Source organism: Streptomyces sp. NPDC051105, assembly GCF_040682795.1.
Classification (GTDB): Bacteria; Actinomycetota; Actinomycetes; order Streptomycetales; family Streptomycetaceae; genus Streptomyces.
The window spans coordinates 411,822-434,781 of the sequence record NZ_JBFBBR010000006.1 but is presented as its reverse complement, the minus strand read 5'-3'; the positions used below and the strand labels follow the sequence as shown (position 1 = coordinate 434,781).

The window sequence follows — 22,960 nt, the reverse complement described above, 5'->3', positions numbered from 1 at the left end:
TGCGGGCGCCGCCGATCGTAGCCTCGCGCCTGCGGCCCGCTCTCTCCTCTTCTCATGTTCCCCGGCCAACTCCGGTGTGGAATAGGGCTGTTCCCAGGCAGCCTTGGAAGGGAGATCATCATGCCCGAGCAGTTCCCGCCCATCGAGCCGTATGCCCATGGGCTCCTCGATGTCGGTGACGGCCAGCGGATCTACTGGGAGACCGGCGGCAACCCGGAGGGGAAGGCCGCCCTGTGCGTGCACGGCGGTCCCGGCAGCGGCGGGGGCCGCCGCAGTCGCAGGCTGTTCGACCCCGAGGTCTTTCGGATCATCCTCTTCGATCAGCGCGGCTGCGGTGAGAGCCGGCCGCACGCCTCCGACCCCGCCGTCAGCCTCGCCCACAACACCACCGACCACCTCGTCGCCGACATGGAGCGGCTGCGCGAGCACCTCGGCGTCGAGCGCTGGCTCCTCTACGGCGGCTCCTGGGGCTCCACGCTCATCCTCGCCTACGCCGAACGCCACCCGGAGCGGGTCTCCGGGATCGTCATCGCCGGTGTCACCATGACCCGCCCGGAGGAGACCGACTGGCTGTACCACGGCGTCGGCCGCCTGCTGCCCGGCCCCTGGGAGGCCTTCCGCGACGCCCTGCCCGCCGCGGACCGCGCCGGTAACCTCGTCACCGCCTACAACAGGCTGCTGAACAGTCCCGACGACGCGATCCGGGTCAAGGCGGCCCATGACTGGTGCACCTGGGAGGACGCCGTCATCGCCCACGAGGTACTGGGCAGTCCCGGCGCCTACAGCGACCGGCCCGACGACTCGCTGATGGCCTTCGTCCGGATCTGCGCGCACTACTTCGCCCATGACGCCTGGCTGGAGGACGGCCAACTACTCCGGGACGCCCACCGGTTGGCCGGGATCCCCGGGGTGCTGATCCACGGCCGGCTCGACCTGGGCAGCCCGCTCAAGACCGCGTGGGAACTGGCCAAGGCCTGGCCGGACGCGGAACTGAAGGTGATCGACGACTCCGGCCACACGGGCAGTCCCGCGATGCGCGAGGCGGTCCTGACGGCGATCGCGCGGTTCGGTGAGGGGAGAGGGTGACGGAGGCTGGGCTCCTCTCGTCCGCGGAGGTCAGGCCACCTTGCTGATGAGTTCGTCCGCCACCCAGCGCGCGACCCCCTCCGGATACGGGGCCGGCAGGCCCAGGACGATGTGCCGGAAGCCGGCGCCCAGGGCCTCGGCGATCGCGGTGCGGGCCGTCTCCGGGTGACCGTAGGAGACGGGGAGGTGGATGGAGCGGGTGATCTCGGCGGGGTCGCGGCCGATCTCCGCGCAGTAGCGGTCGAGGAGGGCGCTGCGGCTGACGCAGTCCTCGATGTCGCCGCCCGGGATGTTCCAGAGATCGGCGTGTTCGGCGGTCACCCGGAGGGTCGCCGCCGAACGGCCGCCGATCAGGATCGGGGGATGGGGGCGCTGGACGGGTTTGGGGTTGGCGAACGCGCCGCTGAGCTGGTGGTGGCTGCCGTGGAAGTCGAAGGGTTCGGCGGCCGTCCACAGACGGCGGATCAGGGCGCAGGCCTCGGCGAGGCTCTCGACGGCCTGCGCGGGAGGGGTGAAGGGCAGGCCGTACGCCGGATACTCGCGGCGGGCCTCGGGCGGATGCGGCCGTGAGCCGACACCGATGCCGAAGTCGAGCCGGCCGCCGGAGACGACGTCGACGGTCGTGGCGATCTTCGCGAGTATCGCGGGCGGCCGGAAACGGTTGCTGGTCACCAGGAGACCGAGACGCAGGCGTCGCGTCTGGGCCGCCAGGGCGGACAGCAGCGTCCAGCCCTCGTAGATCGGCCCGTCGGGGTCGCCGCCGATCGGCATGAGGTGGTCGAACAGCCAGGCGTGCTCGATCTCGGGGATCGCGTCCGCCTCCCGCCAGACCCGCAGGACATCGTCGTAGGACACCTGCATGGGAGCGGTCATGATCCCGAAGCGGGGTTCCGTGGTCATCGTGGTGCTCCTGGAAGAGTCAGCGGCGGCGCAGTGCCGGGTCGAGCAGGGCGGGTGGGGTGTCGTACTTCTCGTGGGCGGCCAGGTCGGTGCCGGGGGCGACGATCGCGTCGATCGCGTCCAGGACATCGGCGGAGAGCACGGTGTCGGCGGCGGCGAGCTGGGAGTTCAGGTGGTCCTGGGTACGGGGGCCGATGAGGGCGCTGGTGACGGCGGGGTGCGCGGTGACGAAGCCGAGCGCGAGCTGGACCAGGGTCAGTCCGGCCTCTTCGGCGACGGCGGCGAGCCGCTCCACGGCGTCGAGCCGGGCCTGGTTGGCGGGCAGGGTGAGGTCGAAGCGGTCGGGAAGGATCCTGGACCGGCTGGTGGTGATGTCCCTGCCCCTGCGCACGGCGCCCGACAGCCAGCCCGAGGCCAGCGGGCTCCACGCCAGCACCCCCATCCCGTACTCCTCCGTCACCGGCAGCACATGGGCCTCGATGCCGCGCTGGAGGAGGGAGTAGCTGGGCTGTTCGGTGACGTACCGGCTCACGTGGTGCTCGCGCGCCGCCCACTGGCCCTGCACGATCCGGTAGGCCGGGAAGGTCGAGGAGCCGAAGTAGCGGATCTTCCCCACGCGTTGCAGATCGGTCAGTGCCGACAGGGTCTCCTCGTCACTCGTGGCCGGGTCCCAGCGGTGTATCTGGTAGAGGTCCACATGGTCGACGCCGAGCCGGACCAGGCTGTTCTCCAGCTCGGTGACCAGCCACCGCCGTGAACCGCCGCGGTGATTGCGCTCGTCGCCCATCGGCATGCCGGCCTTCGTGGCCAGCACGAGGTCGTCACGGCGGCCGGCGATCGCCTTGCCGACCATCTCCTCCGACTCCCCCTGCCCGTACATGTCGGCGGTGTCGATCAGGTTGATCCCGGCGTCCAGGGCGGCGTCGACGAGCGCCGTCGCCTCCTCCTGGGTGGTGCGCCCGATCGCGCCGAAGTTCATCGCGCCGAGCGCGAGCGCGCTGACCTGCACACCGGTACGGCCCAAGGTGCGGTACTGCATGACCGAGTCTCCTCACATGACGCAACATGACGCACAGACAAGCGGGACGATGTCCCGTTTCACGTCTTCGACCATACGGAACGCTGTCCCGTTTAGCAACGCCCCGATAGGGTGACGGCGGAAGGAGCACACGATGAGGAACGCAGGATGAAGGACGAGGAGCAGACGGTCCGGCCCCGCCGGGCGGACGCCCGGCGCAACGAGATGACCCTGCTGGAAGCGGCCGCGGCGGCGTTCGTCGCGTCGGGCGTGGAGGCACCGGTACGCGACATCGCGGCCCGGGCGGGCGTCGGCACGGCGACGATCTACCGGCACTTCCCGACCCGCGCGGACCTGATCATCGCCGTCTACCGGCACCAGGTGGAGGCCTGCGCCGAGGCCGGCCCGGCCCTGCTGGCCGGCGCGCCGAGCCCGTACGACGCGCTGCGCCGGTGGATCGACCTCTTCGTGGACTTCCTGGTCACCAAGCACGGCCTCGCCGCGGCCCTGCGCTCCGACCAGGCGGGCTTCGACGCCCTCCACGCCTACTTCCTGGACCGCCTGGTCCCGGTCTGCACCCGGCTTCTCGACGCGGCGACCGAGTCCGGCGAGATCCACACCGACCTGGCCGCCGTCGAGCTGATGCGCGGCGTCGGCAACCTCTGCATCGGCGCGGAGAACGACCCCGGCTACGACGCCCGCCGTCTCGTCGCCCTTCTCGTCACGGGGCTGGGCCGGACATGAGCTGCCGGGCATGAGAGGCGGTTGCGGCGTCTGCGGCCGGCCGATCGAGAGCGGCGGCGGCCCCGGCCGTACCGCGTCGTACTGCTCCCAGGCCTGTCGCCAGCGGGCCTACCGGGCACGCCGGCGGACGGACGGCGTGCCCCCGGCCAGGGAGCTGCTCTCGGACCTCGGCGACCGGCTGGGGCGGGTACGGCTGACACCCGGCACCGCGTTCCACGCGGACGTGGAGGGCCTCGCCACCCGGTTCACACAGCTACGACGACTCGCCCGGGAGGCGGGACAGCGGCCGGGCCCGGCACCGGAAAACGCCACACCCCTCGCGGAAGGCGCCACACCCCTCGCGGAAAACGTCACGCCCGTCGCCGTGACGCTTTCCGGAGCCGGAGCCGGAGCCGGAGCCGGAGCCAGGGCCGGGGCCGGGACGGCCTCGGCTGACGACTCCTTCACTGCCCTCGTCGAAGGTCACCGGCGCGAACTGCGCGTGCACTGCTACCGGCTGCTCGGGTCCTACGACGAGGCCGAGGACCTCACCCAGGAGACGTTCCTGCGGGCCTGGCGGGCCAAGGAGACCCTGGACGGTGTCGACAACACCCGCGCCTGGCTGTACCGGATCGCCACCAACCTGTGCCTGGACTTCCTGCGCAGGCAGAACCGGCGCCCGGTCCCCTACGAACCCGTGCCGGGCATGGACTCGGGCGACGGTCCCCCGCCTCCCCGTATGCCCTGGCTGCAACCGTTCCCCGACGACCAGTTGCCCGAGCCGGCCGCGCCGCAGCACGAGCCCGACGAGCAGGCCGTGGCCGGTGAGACCCTCGAACTGGTCTTCCTCACCGCCATCCAGCGGCTTCCGCCCCGCCAGCGGGCCGCGGTGATCCTGCGCGATGTCGCCGGCTGGTCGGCGCAGGAGACCGCGGACCTGCTCGGCGCGACCGTGGCCTCGGCCAACAGCGCGGTGCAGCGCGGACGTTCGGCCCTGCGGGCGGCGCTCCCCGGACGCCGGGAGGACTGGTCGACCCCGGCCACCGCACCCAGCGCCACGGACCTGGCCCTGCTCCAGCGCTACATGGAAGCCGCCGCCCGCGCCGACATCGACGGCATGGTCGACCTCGTACGGGAGGACGCGGTGCTCACCATGCCCCCCAACCCGTTCTGGTTCACCTCCCGCGACGCGCTCTTCGGCTTCGTCCGTCCCCACCTCGACCCGGCGTCCCCGATGTTCGCCGGCCACTGGCGCCACCTGCCCGTGCCCGCCAACGGCCAGCCCGCCGTGGCCGGTTACCTGCAACGGCCCGGGACCAGCGTCTTCCGCGCCCAGCTCATCGACGTACTGCGGATCGAGGACGGCCGGATCGCCGAGATCACCACCTTCGAGCCCCACCTCTTCCCGGCCTTCGGACTGCCGATGACTCTCTGATGCCCCTCCGGGCGACGCGACCGATGAGTTCACGCCCGCCCCGCGTCCTATGAGCGACGGACATTCACGCAGCCGAACGGAGCTCACCAGTCATGTTGCTGAAGGACAAGGTCGCGGTCGTGTACGGCGGAGCCGGTGCTCTCGGGGCCGGGGTGGCGCGGGAGTACGCGCGGGCCGGGGCGCGGGTGTTCCTGGCCGGGCGCACGGAGGCCACGCTGCGGGAGGTCGCGGGCGGGATCGGCGCCGGGTTCGACGTGGTCGACGCCGAGGACGAGGCCGCCGTCGAGGCGCACGCGTCCGCCGTGGTCGAGCGGGCGGGCCGGATCGACGTCTCCCTCAACCTCGTACCGCGCGGGGACCTGCAGGGCGTCCCGCTGACCGAGATGTCGGTCGAGGACTACACCCGGCCGGTGACGCGGGGCATCGCCTGCCAGTTCATCACCGCCCGTGCGGCCGCCCGCCGGATGGCCGCGCAGGGATCGGGCGTGATCCTCGCCCTGAACAGCGGTTCCCACAACGGCACCCCGATGCTCGGCGGCACCGGCGCGGCCGACGGCGCGATCGACGCGCTGATCCGGCAGCTCGCCCAGGAGGTCGGCCCGTCCGGCGTCCGGGTCTGCGGGATCTGGGCCGCCGGCGTCACCGACACCCTCACCGCTGAGAAGCTGAACGCGGCCGGCGCCCCGGCGCTGGACGAGGCGGCGGTGGCCGGTATCCGCGCCCATCTGGACACGCTGCGAATGACGAGGCGTTCCCCGCGGATCGCGGACATCGCGGCGCTGGCGACGTTCCTCGCCTCGGACGCCGGGGTCGCCCTCACGGGCACCTGGGTCAACGCGACCGCCGGGATGTTCCCCAGCTGACGTCCCCGGTCAGGGTCGTCCACCAGCAGGTCGGGGCGGGTCGGCGGAGTGTGGCGCGTCTTCCACCGCACGATCCTCCTGGACCAGCCCCGGTCCTGCCCGGAGGGCGAGGTGCGGACGATCACCTGCCTGCGGTACGGCGGCCCGAACGGAACGCAGCCCGTGCCGCACCGCCCCGCACCCCCGAGCGGATCCGTGCGGCACCGCCCCGCGCCCCCGAGCGGATCCGTGCCCCACCGCCCCGCACCCCCGAGCGGGTCCGTGCCGCACCGCCCCGCACCCCCGAGCGGATCCGTGCCGCACCGGGTCACGGTACTCATCCGTGCCGGGAAGCGGCGGAGCCGCCGCTTCCTCGTCCCTCAGCGTGCCAGCCCCAGCGCCTGCGCCAGTGCCCGGTACCCCGGCAACGGGTCGGTGTCCGCGGGGTGCAGCAGCTGGAGCGTCACATGGTCGGCGCCCGCCTGCTGGTGGGCGCGGACGCCCTCCGCCACCCGGGCCGCGTCGCCGTGCAGGATCAGAGCGTCGAAGAGGCGGTCGCTGCCGCCGTCCGCGAAGTCGGTGTCGTCGAAACCCAGGCGGCGGAGGTTGGCCAGGTAGTTGGACAGGGTCAGGTACATGCCGAGGGTGCCGTCGCCGACGGCTCGGGCCCGGGTGCGGTCCGTCTCCAGGACCACCTTCTGCTCGGGGGCCAGGATCGGTCCGGTACCGAGGATCTCGCGTGCCTGGCGGGTGTGGTCCGGGGTGACGAGGTACGGGTGCGCGGCCGCCGTGCGGTCGGCGGCCAGGCGCAGTACCCGGGGGCCGAGGGCCGCCAGGGCGCGGCGCGTCACCGGGACGCCGACCTCGTCGAGGGCGTCCAGATAGTCGTTCAGGGCCTGGTAGGGCCGTACGAACTCCTTGGTCGCCTCCGGGTGGCCCGCGCCGATGCCCAGCAGGAACCGGTCCGCGTGGCGCTCGGCGATACGGCGGTACGAACGGGCCACCCGGTCGGCCGGGTTGGACCAGATGTTCACGATGCCGGTGGCGACGACCAGCGTCTCGGTGGCATCGAGCAGCCGCTCGACCTCGGTCAGGTCCGGGTCGGTGACGTTGCCCAGCCACAGCGTGCCGTAGCCGAGGCGTTCCAGCTCGCCGGCGAGGCCGGGCCCGGTGTCCTCGTGGCGCCACACGCCGATCGCACCGAGCTGGAGCTTGTCCATCTCATCTGCCCTGTCTGTCTTGTCCACGGTCTCGTTCATACCAGGCACAACCGGCGGGCGGTGACCGCCATTCCGATCGCCATCGAAATAAACGCCATCCACGCCCGAAGATCACATTCCTGAACACCCTTTACATACATGACTATTGACGCAGCCGCGAAACCATCCCTAGCTTCGCAGAGAACGAACGAGAAAGCGCTTTCCTTTTCGTCTCTCCCCCCGCACGTCCGGTCACACCTCTGAACCCGAACGGAGACGAACGATGCATGTGAGACCAGTCATCGCGTCCGTCGGCCTGATCGCCGGCACCCTCGTCGCCCTGTCCGGCACCCCGGCGCAGGCCGCGTCCACCGTGCTGTACGTGTCGCCGAGCGGCACCGACGGCGCGGCCGGCACCCAGTCGGCGCCGACCACGCTCACCTCGGCGATCAGCCGTATCGCCTCCGGCGGCACGATCTACCTGCGCGGCGGGACCTACGCCTACTCCTCGACCGTGACCATCCCGGCCGGTTCCAACGGCACCTCCGGCGCCCTCACCACCCTCTCCGCCTACCCGGGCGAGACACCGGTGCTCAACTTCTCGGCCCAGAGCGAGAGTTCCTCCAACCGGGGCATCCAGCTGTACGCCAACTACTGGCACCTGTACGGCCTCACCGTCCAGCACGCCGGTGACAACGGCATCTACGTCGGAGGCAGCAACAACGTCATCGAACGTGCCGTGACCGCCTACAACCGCGACACCGGGCTGCAGCTCGGCCGGATCTCCTCCAGCACGCCCAGCAGCCAGTGGCCGGCCAACAACCTCGTCGTCAGCTCGGAGTCGCACGACAACGCCGACAGCGACGGGGAGGACGCGGACGGGTTCGCCAGCAAGCTGACCACCGGGACCGGGAACGTCTTCCGGTACGACGTCTCGCACCACAACATCGACGACGGCTGGGACCTCTACACCAAGACCGATACCGGGGCGATCGGGCCGGTCACCATCGAGTACTCGCTCTCCTACGGCAACGGCACGCTCAGCGACGGCAGTCAGAGCGGGGACGGCGACCGCAACGGCTACAAGCTCGGCGGCGACGACATCGCCGTCAACCACGTGGTGCAGCACAACATCGCCTACGGCAACGGGCACCACGGGTTCACCTACAACAGCAACCCCGGCACCATGACCGTCTCGAACAACGTCGGCATCGACAACGCCGAGCGCAACTTCTCCTTCGACACCGGCACTTCGGTGTTCCGGACGAACACCTCGTGCCGGTTCGCCGTCGACGGCTCGAACGACAAGACCGTCGGCAACTCCGACAGCTCCAACCAGTTCTGGACCGGCACGAACGGCTCCCGGTGCTCCTCCTACGCGGGCGCCCTCGGCTGGTCCTTCGCGTCGAGCGGCAAGCTGAACGTCACCTTCGGCGGCAGCGTCGTCAACCCGTAGGCCCGACCGCGACGGACCGGGCGTCCACAGGGTGTGGACGCCCTTCGCGACGCGCCTGGGCCGTACGGGAGTCCGGTGAACTCCGGGGTGGCCGGGGCCTTACCGCCCCAGACCGGCGAAACGGGCGAAGCGGGCGAAGGTGTGGCTGAACTGCCAGGTGTCCTGGGCGGTCCCGGAGCAGGAGTTCGAGCCGCCGGTGCCGACGCAGCCGCCGTTGTCGCGCTGGAGGGCCCAGAAGGAGAGGGTGTCGATGCCCCGGGCGGCGGCCCAGCGCTCGACCTCCACGGCGTTCTGGGTGGTGAAGGTCTCCTCGGGGCCGTAGTCGTCGATGCCGGGCATCTCGGTGACGCCGACCATGCCCCACAGCTCCCTGGGGCTCTTGTGCGGGTAGAGGGCGGCGAGTTGGGTGTGCAGGCCGTCGGCTGCGGTCCGGGTGTCGGCGGCCATGTCGTGGGTGGCGCCGTCGTAGTAGTCGAAGGTCATGATGTTGACGACGTCCACGCGCGCGTGGTGGGCGACGGCGTTCTGGAGGACGGCCAGACCGTTGGCCTCCAGGCCCTTGGTGGTGGTCGGCAGGGTGTAGGAGAACTGGAGCGGGTGGCCGGTGCGGTCGGCCCAGCGCTCCGCCTTGGCGATCGCCTGGTTGCGGCGGTCGATTCCCGCGGTGTCGGCGAGGGAGTCGGCCTCGATGTCGAGGTCGATGCGGGAGATGCCGTACGTCGTGACGAGCTTCTCGTACACCCCGGCGATGGCGTCCACGTCGGTGCAGCTGTCGGCGAGTTCGGTGCCGGTGGTGTCGGCGCTGTAGCCGCCGAAGGAGGGGATGGCGTTGCCGCCGCGAGCCTGGAGGGTGGCGATGTCGGCGCCGAAGGACGACGGGGAGATCGGCTGGGTGGCGTCGCCGTTCCAGTCGGCGGTGCAGGAGCCCGCGGCGGGCGTCTGGAGGAAGGCCAGGGTGAGGTACTTGTTGCCGGACTCGGCGGCGAGCGCGGCGGGACTCTGGCCGGTCCAGGCCTCGAAGTAGGGCGCCGCGACCCGCGCGGGCATGGGCTTCGCGGCGTGGTGCGGGGAGGCGTGGGCGGCGCCTGAGCCGAGGGCAACGAGGGCGGTCGACAGGGCGGTTGCGGTCAGGGCGGCCCGCAGGGCACGAGTGCGTCTCATGGGCGCCCATATTTGGACTAGACCAATTAACTGTCAAGGTTCTTTACAGTCAACGGACCGACGCCCCGTGACCCGTCCGGCGGAGAAGGCCAGTTGACGACCGCTGGCCGGATTTTTTCCATGCGGAGATTTGAACTGAACATAAGAGAGTCATTAATGTCTGGGACTCGTACTACTAGTTGATCCACCGCTTGCTCCTTACTTGATCCGTTGCTCGACTCTTCGCTCGGAAGGAGATCGCCTCCGTGGCGTTCCACCGTCGTCCCAAGCAGCCGAGCCGTGCTCGGGTCACCGTGCTCACCACCGCCGCCGCTGCCGCCGTGGTCCTCTCCTCACAGGCTGCCGACGCCGCGCCCGGAGCGAAGCCGAGCAAGGGCGAGGTCAAGTCCAGGGTCGACAAGCTGTACGAGGAGGCCGAGCAGGCCACCGAGAAGTTCAACGGGGCCAAGGAGAAGCAGGAGAAGCTCCAGAAGCAGATCTCCGCGCTGCAGGACTCGGTCGCGCGCGGCCAGGACGAGCTGAACGAACTCCGGGACGGCATCGGCTCCATGGCCACCGCCCAGTACCGCAGCGGCGGCCTGGACCCGTCCCTCCAGCTGTTCCTCTCCGCCGACCCGGAGGACTATCTGGACAAGGCCTCCACGCTTGACCAGCTGAGCGGCCAGCAGGTCGAGACGCTGAAGAAGATCCAGGCCAAGCAGCGCGAACTGGCGCAGGAGCGGGCGGAGGCCACCGGCAAGCTCAAGGACCTGGCCGCCACCCGCACCGAACTCGGCACCAAGAAGAAGGAAGTCCAGGCCAAGCTGGCCGAGGCGCAGAAGCTGCTCAACAGCCTCACCGCCGCCGAGAAGGCCGCGCTCGCCGCCGAACAGGACCGCGCCAGCCGCTCCTCCAGCGAGCGGGTGGACCTCGGCAACGACACCTCCGCCACCGGCCGGGCCGCGGCCGCCTTCGCCGCCGCCAAGACCAAGCTCGGCACGCCGTACGTCTACGGCGCCACCGGCCCGTCCTCCTTCGACTGCTCGGGCCTGACCTCCTGGGCCTACGCGCAGGCCGGGGTCTCCATCCCGCGCACCTCCGAGTCCCAGACGGGCATCGGCACCAGGATCTACTCGACGTCCGGCCTCCAGGTCGGCGACCTGGTCTTCTTCTTCAACGACCTGCACCACGTGGGCCTGTACGCGGGCAACGGGCAGATCCTGCACGCCCCGCGCACCGGCACGGTCGTCCGCTACGAGTCGATGAGCACCATCGGCGGGCCGTTCATGTTCGGCGTCCGCGTCTGACCTGGTTTCAAGGGGCGCGGGGAACTGCGCGACCAGCCACATCGGACGCGCAGTCGGCCACTCGGCGGAATGGCGGTTCGAGAGTGCCGCGATCTGTCGTCGGCCGTGTGCGGCATCGTCGTGGCTCGTCGCGCCCACGCGACGGTAGCCGCAACCGAATACCGCCCCCGCGCCCCTTGCGGGGCGGTTGCTCAGCCCTGGGTTTCAGGGCGGCCCTCCGTCGCCCAGTGGGTGTGGAACGCCCCCTCCCGGTCGACCCTGCCGTACGTGTGCGCGCCGAAGTAGTCGCGCTGGCCTTGGAGGAGGGCCGCGGGGAGTCGGTCGGCCCGCAGCGTGTCGTAGTGGGACAGGGCCGCCGAGAACGCCGGGACGGGAATGCCCCGGCGGGCCGCGGACGCGACCGTCTCCCGCCACGGCACCTGCGCGTCGGCGATCTCGTTCGCGAACTCCCGCTCCGCCAGCAGGCTGACGAGGTCCGGGTCGGCCCGGTAGGCCGCGCGGATCCGGTCCAGGAAGGACGCCCGGATGATGCAGCCGCCCCGCCAGATCCGGGCCACCGCGCCCAGGTCGATCTTCCAGCCGTACTCGGCGGCCGCGTCCTGGATCATCGTCCAGCCCTGGTCGTAGGCGATGACCTTCGACGCGTACAGGGCGTGTTCGACGCGGGAGGCGAAGCGGTCGGCCTCGGTGGCGCTCAGCGGGGGCGTGGTGCCGCCGGGCAACCCGGCGTACGAGGAGCGCAGTTCGCGGCGGCCGGACGCGGCCCGGGCGAAGGTCGCCTGGGCGATCGCGGTGACCGGCGAGGCCAGGTCCAGCGCCGTCTGGACGGTCCAGCGCCCGGTGCCCTTCTGGCCGGCCGCGTCGGCGACGATGTCGACGAAGGGCGCGCCGGTGGCGGCGTCCACGTGCGCGAGCACGTCGGCGGTGATCTCGATGAGATACGACCCGAGCCGGCCGCCGTTCCACTCCCGGAAGATGTCCGCGATCTCGGCCGGCGCGTACCCGCCGACCTGGCGGAGCAGGTCGTAGGCCTCGGCGATGAGCTGCATGTCGGCGTACTCGATGCCGTTGTGGACCATCTTCACGAAGTGCCCGGCGCCGTCCGCGCCGACGTGCGTGGCGCACGGCTCGCCGCCGACCTTCGCGCTGATGTCCTCGAACATCGGCCCGAGGACGGCGTAGGACTCCGCGGAGCCGCCCGGCATGACGGACGGCCCGTTGAGCGCGCCCTCCTCGCCGCCGGACACCCCGACCCCGACGAAGTGCAGTCCGCGCTCGCGCAGGGCGGCCTCGCGGCGGCGGGTGTCGGCGAAGTGGGCGTTGCCGCCGTCGATGACGATGTCACCGGGTTCGAGGAGCGGTACGAACTCGTCGATGACGGCGTCGGTGGCGGCACCGGCCTGCACCATGATCATGAGACGCCGGGGGCGTTCGAGGGCTGCGACGAACTCCGCGGCGGTCTCGGCGCCGACGAACGTGCCCTCGTGTCCGTACTCCTCGACCAGGGCGCGGGTGCGGGCGGGTGTGCGGTTGTGGACGGCGACCGGGTAGCCGTGCCGGGCGAAGTTCCGGGCCAGGTTGCGGCCCATCACTCCGAGGCCGGTCACGCCGATGGCTGCGGATGCGTGCACGGGGGGACTCCGATCTGCGGACGAACGCTGTCCCCGCAAGTACGGGCGGACGACGGCCGCGCGTTCAGTCTCCGGACGGGGCTGGTGCAGGCCGCGCTCGGGAAGGTCGCGGCGGAACACGGTCTGTCGGTCGCCAGCTGCGGCTGCTCGGCGTGCTGCGCGACCGCACGCCCGGTGTGCGGGAACTCGCCCGTCACCTGGGCCTGGACAAGTCGGGCACGACCGGCCTGGTCGGCCGCGCCGAACGCCGGGACCTGGTCCGCCGGTCCCCCTCGCCGCACGACAAGCGGAGCCTCCTGGTGTCGATCACCCCCGAGGGGCAGAACCCGGCCCGGCGCTGCGCGACCGAGGCCGAGCAGCAGATCCGCGACCTCACCACACACCTCACCGCACACCTCACCGACGAGCAGCGCAGCCGGCTCTCCCTGCTCGCTAGCGCCCTGGTCAGCCATCACACCCCGATCTGAGCGCCGGCCCCGGACGGGCGAAAGCCGGGCACCCGGCGTCCCCCCGCCGCCCTGGCCGCGCCGGCACGGGTGCTCGTACCGCCGTCATCGCGCCGGGTGTCGACGGCCGGGTCCTCGCACAGCAGTCCAAGATGCCCATAACGGGCAACTCGCCCTCCCGGAACGGCCAGACTGCACCCCATGGCACGTCTGAGGTTCCTCCTGGTCGCCACGCTGGTCGCCCTCCTCCTCCTCCCCGTCTCCCGCCCCGAGACCGCACGGCCCGCCGACCCCGGCCCCTTCGGGGCGTACGTCGGCTACGGCGCCGAAGGCGTGCGCCGGGTGAGCGCGCTCGGCAGCTGGCTGGGGGACGACCAACCCCGGGTCGGGCACACCTACCTCCCCGGTGACGTGTGGCGGAACATCGAGGGCGCCCCCGACTTCGTACGGCTGTGGGCGAACTGGCGGCGGGCCGAGCCGGACCGGCTTCTCGTGCTCAACGTGCCGATGCTGGAGGGGACGGAGGCCCATCTGCCCGACGCCGAGGTGCGCCGGCAGCTCCGGTTCGGGGCACAGGGACGGTACGACGGGCACTTCCGGGCGCTGGCCCGGCGGCTGGTGGCGGTCGGCGCGCCGGACACCGTGGTGGTGCTCGGCTGGGAGATGAACGGGGTGACGTACACCCATCGCTGCGGACCGGACCCGGCCGCCTGGAAGGCGTACTGGGTGCGGATCGTCACCGCGATGCGGTCGGTGCCGGGCCGGCGGTTCCGGTTCGACTTCACGCCCAACCGGGGGCGGGACGCGGTCCCCTGGACCCGGTGCTATCCGGGGGACCGGTTCGTGGACATCATCGGCATGGACGCCTACGACTCCCCGCGCGGGATGTCCTTCGCGGAACAGGTCACGGAGCCGTACGGGCTGCGGGCCCAGGTCACGTTCGCCCGCGCGCACGGGAAGCCGGTCTCCTATCCCGAGTGGGGGCTGTACGAGAACGGCGACGACCCGGCGTACATAAAGGGCATGGTGAAGTGGTTCGCGGACAACCACGCGCTGTACCAGAGCATCACCGACTACTGCCCGCACGGGGTGTGGGGCTGCCGGGGCAACCCCAGGTCCACGGCCGTCTACCGGTCCCTGATGCGGAAATAGGGGACCTCAGCTCTCCGGGCTCGGCCGGCCCCTCCTCGACCGGAGGCGGTCGAAGAGCCAGAGGAGCAGGCAGACGACCACCAGGCCCGCGACCAGGTTGAGCACGGCGTGCAGCAACGTGCCGACGGAGAATCCGGAACCGGAGACGAGCGCGAAGGCGAGGAGGAGCAGTGTGCCGAGGAACTTCAGCACCATGTTGCCCACGACCATGAGGGCCGCATGGCCCAGCGGGACGTCCCGCCAGCTCCTGCGCGCGCCGCGCCGCTCCCCCGCACCCTTTTCGGCCATGGCCGGATTATGACATCACCATTTTGTCAGGAGGAGTTCGCGCTCGACGGGCCGAAGAACTCTATTTCGGCGATGGCCACCTGGGTGCTCCCCGAGGCCTGGTACGACGACTCGATCGTGAAGCGGACCGAGACGACGTTCTTCGCGCGGAAGGTGCGGGTCTGGCCGCCGGCCGTCTGGTCGAGGGTGATCTCCCGGGTCTCCGTCTTGCCGTCCGACGTCTTGATGGTCGCCTTCATCCGGTGCGGCAGGGCCGACTTCTTCAGCTGGTCGAAGCGTTTCGACTCGCCGGAGGAGATGACGACGTTCAGCAGGGAGGCCGGTTCGTCGAAGCGCGCCTCGACCCACTCGCCCACGCCGCCCTGGACCACGCCGGGGCCCCACCAGGTGTTGTTCAGTTCGTCGAAGAGGAGCTCCGGCTTGTGGCCGGCGTACGAGCGGGACGCGCTGACCCGGTCCGGGGGGACCAGCGAGCGTTTGGCGAAGTGGTCGCGGGTGGCACTCACCGCGTTCGGGATGTGGAACGCCAGGACCGTGACGAGCGCGATGACGACGGCCGCACCGATCCAGGTCAGCACGCGGTCGAAGGCACGGCGCAGCCGGGGACGGTCGCCGGCCCAGGGGGTCTCCCGGTTGCGGAAGTCGAAGATACGGCGCCACCAGGGGCGGGTGGCCGAGGGCGCGGTGTGGCCGTGGCCGGCCATGGGCATCGCGCAGCGGGTGCAGAAGTGACGGTCGGGGCCGTTGGGGGTGGCACACCAGGGGCAGGGGGTGCCGCCGTGGGCGCCGAGGTCCTCGCCGGGGGCGCGGACGGACTGGGGGCGTGGAGGGGTCGGGCGGCCGGGGAGGACGGGGGAGACGGAAGGGGGCGGCGGGGTGGGGGGGTTGGGGTCCGCCACGGGGATGAGCAGGCGACGGGCCCGGTCGTGGTCGCCTTCGGCGGGTCCCTGCGGGTGCTGGGGGGCGGTGTCGGCGTCGGCTTGTGGAGCGGGGATGGGAGCGGGAGCGGGGATGGGGGCGGGAGCGGGTATGGGGGCGGGAGCGGGGATAGGGGCGGGAGCGGGGATGGGGGTGGTGTCGGCCGTGGGTGTGGTGACGGAGGGTGGGGGCTGGTCGCCCTCACGCGGCGGTAGCCGCACATCCGAGGCAGCCCCGCGCCCCTGAGGGGGCGCTGCCGTGGTCGTTCCCAGGAGGTCCCCGCGTTGGGTGTGCGGCAGGCCCGAGCCGCCGTCTCTGCGGGTGAAGGCGTCCCAGCCGGGCGCGGCTGCGCCGGAGTTCGATGCGGCGGCCGGTGTCGGTTCGGGAGTGGCCGGGGCCGGGGCCGGCTCGGGGGCGGGAGCCTGCTGCTGTCGGGCCTCGCTCCCGGTGGCCGCCCAGCTCAGTACCGAGCCGCAGGCGTCGCAGAAGGACTGGCCCGGGTCGGCGACCGTGCCGCACTCCGTGCAGTTCCGGTTGGTCGTCATCGCTGCGGGGTCCTTTCGGCGGACGAAGAAGAAGCGGTCACCTGCACCGTGTAGGGCATGTGAGCGGGACGGGCGGCCGCCACGAGGTGTTCCAGGCGGACCTCGTCGGCCGGGGTGGGGGAGGGCAGCGCGAGGTGGACGTGCAGGCGGGGGCGGGCTTCGCCGGGGAAGGGGCCCAGCGGGCGGGCGTTCCAGTCGGCGCCGCCGCTCTCCGTGATCTCCGGTGTCACGCCGAAGGCCAGCCGGACCGCCTCGGACAGGCCGAGGCGCGTGCCCCGGATGCGGTGCAGATAGGCGGCCGCCGCCACGGCCGCACGGAGCAGGGGTTCCGCTTCCGTGCCGTCCGTCTCCGCGCCGACCCAGGTGCCGAGCCATTCCGCGAAGTCCAGCGGGGCCAGGGCCGGGTCGAAGTAGCTGGGCAGACAGTCGAGCACGTTCGGGATCGGGGCGATCACGTCGTCCAGGCCGGCGACGAAGCGCAGCGCCAGGTCGTCGTCGGCGAAGACCGCGGGCAGCATCGCCCCGATGGGGACGGAGGAACCGAGGCCGTCGATGGAACCTCTCAACGGACGCCTCCTGTCGAGTCGTTGACGGTCATTCGCCGATCACCCGGACCCGGTGGTCGTAGGAGAAGACCAGGGACGGAGCGTCCAGGTCGATACGGTCGGTCGGGTCGCCGCGCTTGCCTGTCAGCGGGTCGGCGGGGTGCAGCACGACCTCGTCGACCAGCTCGACGCCGGGGACGCGTTGCAGCACCGCGAAGACCTCGCCCGACTGCACCGGGCGCCCGAACGGCCAGCCCTTGCCGTCCGCGCCGCCGGTGAGCGGGTCCAGGTGCCGGTAGAGGGCGTCGTGGGCCTGGCGGCGGACCCGGTCGACGTCCACACCGCGGAAGGCGTGCACGGTGGCGACGACCGTGACGCCCTGGTAGAAGGGCGGGCCGACCGCCAACCGGGTCCCGATCAGGCGGCGTTCGTCCAGGTAGCGGGTGATGCGGTCCAGCAGGGCGTCGCCGGGGACGAGTTGCTCGAAGCGGAGCCGGCCGCCCGGGTCGGGCACGGCCTGCGGCACCACCAGCACCCGTACCGCGTACGACCCGTGCTCGCCCTCCTCGCCCTCCAGGCAGGTGATCCGGGCCGTCTCGGGGGCGGCGCGGCGGGCCAGCTCCTCGTAGTCGCGCAGGGTCACCGCCCGCTCCTGGGCGCGGAGCGTGATCGGGGCGCGGACCTTCGCCTCGGCGACCGTCTCGCCGTCCACTCCGCCGCGCGCGGCCTCCCGGTTGACGACCTCCGCGACGTACGGGATGGAGGAGCGCAGGATCTGAACGGCCCCCCGGGCCACGTTGCCGTCCCGGCCGCCGCCCGTGCGGTAGCGGCGGGCCCGGATGACCGCGCCCTTCGGGGCCACCGTGCCGTACTGGCGCAGCGAGCCGTCGGGTTCGCGGACCGCCGGGCCGAAGGCGATCTCGCCGGTGGTCGCATCGAGGGTGAGGTGCCGGTCGTACGGTCCCGACGCCGCGAAGTGCGGGACGACCTGCCAGTCCACCCAGCCGCCGTCGCCGTCGTGCTCGGCGGTCTGGAGGAGGAGCGGCGGGCTGTCGCCGACGACGGGGGCGTGGGCGAGCCGCAGGCGCTGGCCGGGCAGGCCCGTCGACTCGCCGAGCGCCTCGTCCTCCACGGTCTCCGCGTGCACGGCGCCGGTCGTGCCGCCCACCGTGCAGGCCTCGACGAACCGGACCGTCGGGGAGGTGGTGTAGAAGGGCTGGTCGGCGCGCGGCTCGGTGACCCGGCAGCGCAGCCAGCTGGCCTCCAGGCCGCCGTTGCGGGACAGGACGTGACCGCCGGGGACGTGCAGCACGACCTCGCCGGGGCGGTTGAGGCCACCCGTGCCGTCCCGGTCGACCTCGCACTCCCGCCAGCCGTCCTCCGTCCACGCCTCCCACACCAGCGGGGGCTGCCGCGGGTCCACACCGACACCGTCGACCCGGCTGTCCAGATCGAGGGCGACCGCGCAGTGCGGGACGGCGGCGGACAGGCCGAGCAGCATGCAGTCACCGGGGTTCGGCGACTCGGTGAAGCACAGCAGGTCCTTGCCCTCGGCGAGTTCGTGGGTGAGGTCGACGACGGCCGAGCCGTGCTGCTGCCGCAGCAGGTGCCGCAACTCGCTCGGCACGATGGTCAGTTCGCGCTCGGTCGCGAAGACCACCGCCTCCTGCGTCTCGGTGCGACGGGTCGCCACCTCCGTGCCGACCGGCACCGGAACCGGCTCCTCCTGGGCCGCCGACAGCCAGAACGTCACGTCCGTACGGGCGGCGGACGGCGGGAACAGCGTGATGCCGACCAGGTCCAGGAAGGCGAGATGGTTCTTCTCCGGGACCCGGTTGAGGCGGTACACGATCTGGTCGGCCATGTGCGCGACCGTCTCCACCAGCGTGATGCCGGGGTCGGAGACGTTGTGGTCGGTCCACTCCGGGGCGCGCTGCTGGATGTAACGCTTGGCGTCGTCCACGAACTGCTGGAAGCGTCGGTCGTCGAGGTTCGGGGAGGGCAGGGCCATCGGGATCAGCGGTCGCTTTCGGAGGAGTCCGAGGAGGCGGGAGGCAGGTCCGGCTCGTCGTGGGAGGGGATGACGTAGAAGGGGAACACCAGGCTGCGCGGGTTGTTGGTGCCGCGGATCGAATAGCGGACGTCGATCATCAGCACGCTCGGGTCGGCACCGGTGGTCACCTCGACGTCCTCGACCTCGATCCGCGGCTCCCAACGGTCGAGGCTGACGTGCACCTCGTGCTGGATACGGCCGGCGGTCTGCTCGTTGACGGGGGCGAAGACGAGGTCGTGGATGGCGCAGCCGAACTCCGGCCGCATCGGGCGTTCGCCCGGGGCCGTGGAGAGGATGAGCCGGATGGCCTCCTCGACCTCTTTCTCGCCGCTGACGAGGGCGATGCCGCCGGTGGGCCCGATCCGCAACGGGAACGACCAGCCGGAGCCGACGAACTGCTCTGCCATCAGCCCCGCACCCGCCCCTCCGGGAACACCTGCCGGCCGCTCATGCCGGGATCACCATCACCGTCAGGCCGCCCATCATCAGGTTGCCCAGGACCGGCACCTCGGGGGCCTGGATACCCACCGTGGTGAGGGAGCTGATCGCGACGGCCGCGTTGCCGCGCAACGACAGGGCGGCGTTCGCCATCACGTTCACGGCGGCGGCGTTCACCGAGACCGCGCCCGCGGGGGACTTGATGTCGACGAGTTCCGCGCTCTGCAGGGACAGCGGCCCCCCGCTCCTGATGCTGAGCGCGCCGCCCGCCTTCAGGGACAGGTTGGCGCCGGCCTCGACCGAGACCGACCTGCTGCCCTTGATGGAGACGCTGCCCTTGCTGTCCACGGTGATCTCGGTCTGCTGCCGGTCCAGGAAGACGGTGAGTTTGCCGTCGCCGCTGGCCAGCCGGACGCCCTGTTTGCGGCCCCGCTGATCGAGCAGGTCCATCCGGTTGCCGACCCGGTCGGAGACGGTGTGCCGGGTGGCCCGGCCGCGCATGCCGTCGTGCAGCGGTACGTCCTTGACCCTGGTCGGCTTGTCCTTGCCGTTGTAGAGGCCGCCGATGACGTACGCGTGGTCGAGGGCGCCCCGGTCGAAGGCGACGAGCACCTCGTCCCCGACGTCCATCGGGAAGACCCCGCCGCCGCGCACCCCGCCCCACTGCACGGTCCGGGTCCAGTCGCTGACGTAGGTGTCGTCCAGCCACGGGAACTTGATCTTCACCCGCCCCTGCTGCAGCGGATCCTGTACGTCGGTCACCAGGGCCTGCGCCACACTGAGCTGCCGGTCGACGGCGGCGTCCGCGGCACCGCCCGAGGCCACGCCGTAGAGGGACCGCCACTGCCGGCCGCTGACCGTCACCCAGGTCTCGTAGTGCTTGGCGTCGCCGAAGACATGCCGTACCGAGGTGACCGTGTACTTGCCCTCGAAGGGGTCCCCGACGTCCGCGAGCGCCACCGGAACCCCCGGCCGCAGCTTCGGGTTGCCCCGCACGACCACCTCCACCTCGGCGAACGTCGAGGTGACGTCGTCGGAGAGGGCGTCGGCCGCGTACTTCACCTCGGACTGCTTGTCGTAGGGCGTACGCGTCTCGACCAGCTTCGACGTCTTGAACTCGCCGGCCGCGGCGCCCGGGGTGGTGCCGATGCTGTAGCCGGTGTTACTGGCGGGCGTGACGGTCGCCGTGAGCGTCTTCTTCGTCCGCACGTCCCAGCCGCGCGACTCGACCTTGTTCACCTGGTCGGAGGCGGTGACCGCGGTGCGCAGCCGCAGGATGTCGTGCCCGGCCTCCAGCACGAACGGGCTCTTGTCGCCGTCGGTCTGCGGCGACGGCGCCCCGGAGGCGCTCTTCTGCTTCACGAACTGGAACTTGCCGTCCGCGTCCACCGACATGACCATCTCGTTCTCGTCGGCGAGCCGGGCCAGGAAGTCCCAGTCGCTGACGTTCGACTGGCTGATGAACTCGTAGACGGTCCTGGTGGCCTGGATCCGCCCGATCGGCACGCCGTCCTGCGCGGCCAGCTTGCGGGCGATGTCGGAGGCGGTCTGGTTGCGGTAGGCGACGACGCGGCGCTGCCGCATCAGCCGGAACCCGTAGTCGTAGCCCCGGACCACCGCATAGCTGCCGGTGCCGTCGTACTCGGCCTCCATCCCCGTGACCTCACCGGTGAGCAGCGGGTCGCCGGTGCCCTGGCCGTCGGAGACCGGCGTGATCACCACCGGGGTGCCGAACTGGACGCCCAGCTTGCCCAGCAGCTTGCGGGACGGGTCGCGGAAGGTCAGCTGGAAGGCGGCCGGCACCCCGACGCCCTGGTCCACGTGGGCGTCGACGAGATACCGCCCGTACTCCGAGGTGGCGGTCAGTTCCTTGCCGCCGATGACGACCTTGACGACGTTCGAGAAAGCGTGCTTCACCATCAGGACCGCACCTCCTCGGCGGCCGGCAACACCAGTTCCGTCCCCGCGGGCAGCCACCCCGGGTCGTCGATCCCGTTGGCGTCCGCGATCGCCCGCCAGGCGGCCGCGTTGCCGTACTCCCGCCAGGCCAGCGACTGCAGCGAGTCGCCGGCCACGACCCGGTGCACGCGCTGCGCGGTGAGCGCGCCGGACGTCGGGTTCTGTCCCGCGGTCTTGCTCGGGATCTCGTGCAGCTGGAGCCGGCAGCTGGCCCGGATCGGCATCCCGCTGGTCCCGAACAGGGAGTAGGAGACGTCGACGGAGGCGACGTACGCCGTGAAATGGGCCGTCGAGAACGAGCCCCACTGGAACACCACCCAGGGCGGCGACGGCTGCTTGGCCGCGATGCTCTTGCTGGTCACCTCGCAGCAGGCCAGCAACGACTCCACCTTCTTCATCACGTCGTTGCTGTCCGGGTCGTCGGACCGGTCCAGGAAGATCTCCACGCTCATCTCGCGCGGGTGGGTGCCGAGGAACTCCGGCAGCGCGCCGTCCCGTTCGATCGGCGCCGCCGACGACTTCCAGTCCGCCCGGCGGGCGATCGACAGCTCCGCCGGGTTGAACTCGAAGCCGAACGTCTTGATGATGCCGCCCGGGCTGGTACTGGTGCCCACGGGCGGCTCGTGAATCGCGAGGGTGGCCCGCACGAGGCTCTTGCCGGCGCCCCGGCTGCTCCTGGCCATGATCTGATCTGCCTCTCAGTCCGCTCTGCTCGCTCTGCCCGCGCTGTTCGCTCTGCCCGCGCTGTTCGCTGTGTGCCGCTCTGTTCGCCGTGTGCCGCGCTGTTCGCCGTGTGCCGCTCTGTTCGCCGTGTGCCGCTCTGTTCGCTCAGTCGGTGAAGCCGTGGTGGGCGATCTCCAGCACCTCCGTGGCCACGGACGGATTGCCCGCGTCCAGGGAGGGCCCCTGCCAGCTCACCGGCAGCACGTCAAGCAGCCCCCACCGGGCCACCTCCGAACCGTCCGCGCGCAGCGCCGTGATCTGCCCGGTGGGCCGCTCGATCCCCGTCTGCACGGACGAGATCCACTTCGCGACCTTCGAGGTGTCCGGGGTGAGCGGGCGGGTCAGCCGGATGTGGGAGAAGGTGACACGGGTCGGCAGCTGCCACACGAACCCGTTGTTGCCGCCCTCCTGCCGCTGCTCGATCTCCACCTGCGACGACAGCCCCTCGCACCCGTTGAAGTAACCGAGGTCCTCGCCGTCGATGGAGAGGCTGAACCAGACTGTGGTTCCCGGGTCCTGGCGATCCATCGGGGGGCCTTTCTGTGGGTCGGTGCGCGGTCGTCGTGGTCAGGAGCGGAAGTCGCGGAGCTTTCCCACGCGTTCGCGGTCGCGGCGGAGTTCGGTGCGGACGTGGCGGGTGATCCGGTCGATGATCCGGTGGACCAGGGCGTCCACCTGGAACTCGGTGAGCGCGCGGGGGTCGAAGCCGCCCTCCTCGACCGCCTTGTACCCGGGCGGTGGGTCGTCGGAGGACGAACCGGAACCAGAGCCCGAGCCGGAGCCGGAGTACGAGGGTGGCGGGTCGTCGGGAGGCGGCGACCGCCTCTCGGCCCGGGTCGTGGAGGCGTCGGGGCGAGTGCTGGTGACCGGCGTCTCCTTCACGGTGCTCGTGGGGAGAGCGTCGCGCTGCACGGTGGGACGGTGGAGGGGCGCCACGGGGAGAGGGGTGGCGGCGAAGATCGGGGTGGTGGGGCGCAGGGGGACGGCGGTGGTGCTCGGTTCGACGGGCAGGGCGGCGGGAGTTGCCGCTCGCTGCACGAAGGGGGGCCGGGGCGCCGCCGGTCCGGTGGGAGATGGGGTGAGGGCCGCGGGCAGGGGAGACGGCGGCCGCTGCCGACCGGCCGCCGGGGGACCGCCGGGGCCGGAAGCGGCGGCA

At 71.6% G+C, this 22,960-nt stretch carries 22 protein-coding genes; 8 read left to right on the top strand and 14 right to left on the bottom strand.

Annotated elements, in window-relative coordinates; genetic code table 11:
- Nucleotides 1-120: 120 nt before the first annotated feature.
- On the top strand, nt 121-1,086 hold the full coding sequence (gene pip / locus AB0N16_RS18265) for a prolyl aminopeptidase (RefSeq protein WP_365797772.1): 966 nt from the start codon (nt 121-123) through the stop codon (nt 1,084-1,086).
- Between the two features lie 30 nt (nt 1,087-1,116).
- Here pip and AB0N16_RS18260 read toward each other — a convergent pair whose 3' ends face one another.
- Nucleotides 1,117-1,986 carry an LLM class flavin-dependent oxidoreductase gene (locus tag AB0N16_RS18260; RefSeq protein WP_365797770.1) on the bottom strand — a complete coding sequence of 290 codons (870 nt, stop codon included), beginning with the start codon at nt 1,984-1,986 and terminating at the stop codon, nt 1,117-1,119.
- Nucleotides 1,987-2,005: 19 nt separating this feature from the next.
- Nucleotides 2,006-3,025 carry an aldo/keto reductase gene (locus AB0N16_RS18255; protein WP_365797768.1) on the bottom strand — a complete coding sequence of 340 codons (1,020 nt, stop codon included), beginning with the start codon at nt 3,023-3,025 and terminating at the stop codon, nt 2,006-2,008.
- Nucleotides 3,026-3,172: 147 nt separating this feature from the next.
- Here AB0N16_RS18255 and AB0N16_RS18250 point away from each other — a divergent pair, with 147 nt between their 5' ends.
- The 3 genes from AB0N16_RS18250 (at nt 3,173) to AB0N16_RS18240 (ending at nt 6,025) form a co-directional block, all read left to right on the top strand.
- Nucleotides 3,173-3,748, top strand: coding sequence for a TetR/AcrR family transcriptional regulator (locus AB0N16_RS18250; protein ID WP_365797766.1), 576 nt, complete (start codon nt 3,173-3,175; stop codon nt 3,746-3,748).
- Between the two features lie 10 nt (nt 3,749-3,758).
- Nucleotides 3,759-5,162, top strand: coding sequence for an RNA polymerase subunit sigma-70 (locus AB0N16_RS18245; RefSeq protein ID WP_365797764.1), 1,404 nt, complete (start codon nt 3,759-3,761; stop codon nt 5,160-5,162).
- A 92-nt stretch (nt 5,163-5,254) separates the two neighbouring features.
- Nucleotides 5,255-6,025 carry an SDR family oxidoreductase gene (locus AB0N16_RS18240; RefSeq protein ID WP_365797762.1) on the top strand — a complete coding sequence of 257 codons (771 nt, stop codon included), beginning with the start codon at nt 5,255-5,257 and terminating at the stop codon, nt 6,023-6,025.
- 359 nt (nt 6,026-6,384) lie between these two features.
- Here the strand turns inward: AB0N16_RS18240 and AB0N16_RS18235 are convergent, their stop codons facing one another.
- Nucleotides 6,385-7,251: an LLM class F420-dependent oxidoreductase gene (locus AB0N16_RS18235; protein WP_365797760.1), complete on the bottom strand. Its 867-nt coding sequence runs from the start codon at nt 7,249-7,251 to the stop codon at nt 6,385-6,387.
- 235 nt (nt 7,252-7,486) lie between these two features.
- Here AB0N16_RS18235 and AB0N16_RS18230 point away from each other — a divergent pair, with 235 nt between their 5' ends.
- Nucleotides 7,487-8,659 (top strand): right-handed parallel beta-helix repeat-containing protein, encoded by a 1,173-nt coding sequence (locus AB0N16_RS18230; protein WP_365797758.1) that lies wholly within the window; start codon nt 7,487-7,489, stop codon nt 8,657-8,659.
- A 99-nt stretch (nt 8,660-8,758) separates the two neighbouring features.
- On the opposite strand, the gene AB0N16_RS18225 is transcribed toward AB0N16_RS18230, so the two are convergent.
- Nucleotides 8,759-9,820: a chitinase gene (locus AB0N16_RS18225; RefSeq protein WP_365797756.1), complete on the bottom strand. Its 1,062-nt coding sequence runs from the start codon at nt 9,818-9,820 to the stop codon at nt 8,759-8,761.
- A gap of 245 nt (nt 9,821-10,065) precedes the next feature.
- Between AB0N16_RS18225 and AB0N16_RS18220 the strand changes: the two genes are divergently transcribed.
- Nucleotides 10,066-11,106, top strand: coding sequence for an NlpC/P60 family protein (locus AB0N16_RS18220; RefSeq protein WP_365797755.1), 1,041 nt, complete (start codon nt 10,066-10,068; stop codon nt 11,104-11,106).
- Between the two features lie 191 nt (nt 11,107-11,297).
- On the opposite strand, the gene gndA is transcribed toward AB0N16_RS18220, so the two are convergent.
- The gene (gene gndA, locus AB0N16_RS18215) at nt 11,298-12,737 is read right to left on the bottom strand and encodes an NADP-dependent phosphogluconate dehydrogenase (RefSeq protein WP_365797753.1); all 1,440 of its coding nucleotides are present in this window, start codon (nt 12,735-12,737) and stop codon (nt 11,298-11,300) included.
- Between the two features lie 152 nt (nt 12,738-12,889).
- On the opposite strand from gndA, the gene AB0N16_RS18210 reads away from it, so the two are divergent.
- Nucleotides 12,890-13,204, top strand: a complete 315-nt coding sequence (locus tag AB0N16_RS18210) for a MarR family winged helix-turn-helix transcriptional regulator (protein ID WP_365797751.1) — start codon at nt 12,890-12,892, stop codon at nt 13,202-13,204.
- Between the two features lie 180 nt (nt 13,205-13,384).
- Nucleotides 13,385-14,335, top strand: a complete 951-nt coding sequence (locus AB0N16_RS18205; protein WP_365797749.1) for a glycosyl hydrolase — start codon at nt 13,385-13,387, stop codon at nt 14,333-14,335.
- Between the two features lie 6 nt (nt 14,336-14,341).
- Here AB0N16_RS18205 and AB0N16_RS18200 read toward each other — a convergent pair whose 3' ends face one another.
- The 9 genes from AB0N16_RS18200 to AB0N16_RS18160 all read right to left on the bottom strand — a co-directional run.
- Complete coding sequence (locus tag AB0N16_RS18200) at nt 14,342-14,623, bottom strand: hypothetical protein (RefSeq protein WP_365797747.1); 282 nt, start codon at nt 14,621-14,623, stop codon at nt 14,342-14,344.
- Nucleotides 14,624-14,649: 26 nt separating this feature from the next.
- Nucleotides 14,650-16,086 carry a zinc ribbon domain-containing protein gene (locus AB0N16_RS18195; RefSeq protein ID WP_365797745.1) on the bottom strand — a complete coding sequence of 479 codons (1,437 nt, stop codon included), beginning with the start codon at nt 16,084-16,086 and terminating at the stop codon, nt 14,650-14,652.
- The gene (locus AB0N16_RS18190; protein WP_365797743.1) at nt 16,083-16,652 is read right to left on the bottom strand and encodes a phage tail protein; all 570 of its coding nucleotides are present in this window, start codon (nt 16,650-16,652) and stop codon (nt 16,083-16,085) included. The genes AB0N16_RS18195 and AB0N16_RS18190 overlap by 4 nt, the downstream gene beginning before the upstream one ends.
- Before the next feature lie 28 nt (nt 16,653-16,680).
- The gene (locus tag AB0N16_RS18185) at nt 16,681-18,642 is read right to left on the bottom strand and encodes a putative baseplate assembly protein (protein WP_365797741.1); all 1,962 of its coding nucleotides are present in this window, start codon (nt 18,640-18,642) and stop codon (nt 16,681-16,683) included.
- 5 nt (nt 18,643-18,647) lie between these two features.
- Nucleotides 18,648-19,091, bottom strand: coding sequence for a GPW/gp25 family protein (locus AB0N16_RS18180; RefSeq protein WP_365797739.1), 444 nt, complete (start codon nt 19,089-19,091; stop codon nt 18,648-18,650).
- A gap of 40 nt (nt 19,092-19,131) precedes the next feature.
- Nucleotides 19,132-21,042, bottom strand: a complete 1,911-nt coding sequence (locus AB0N16_RS18175) for a VgrG-related protein (protein ID WP_365797737.1) — start codon at nt 21,040-21,042, stop codon at nt 19,132-19,134.
- Nucleotides 21,042-21,764, bottom strand: a complete 723-nt coding sequence (locus AB0N16_RS18170; protein WP_351696172.1) for a LysM peptidoglycan-binding domain-containing protein — start codon at nt 21,762-21,764, stop codon at nt 21,042-21,044. The genes AB0N16_RS18175 and AB0N16_RS18170 overlap by 1 nt, the downstream gene beginning before the upstream one ends.
- 145 nt (nt 21,765-21,909) lie before the next feature.
- Entirely contained in the window at nt 21,910-22,332 is a 423-nt protein-coding gene (locus AB0N16_RS18165; RefSeq protein ID WP_093500599.1) for a phage tail protein, read from the bottom strand.
- Nucleotides 22,333-22,371: 39 nt separating this feature from the next.
- Nucleotides 22,372-22,960, bottom strand: a 589-nt coding sequence (locus AB0N16_RS18160) for a hypothetical protein (RefSeq protein WP_365797735.1), incomplete at its 5' end; no start/stop codon positions are given.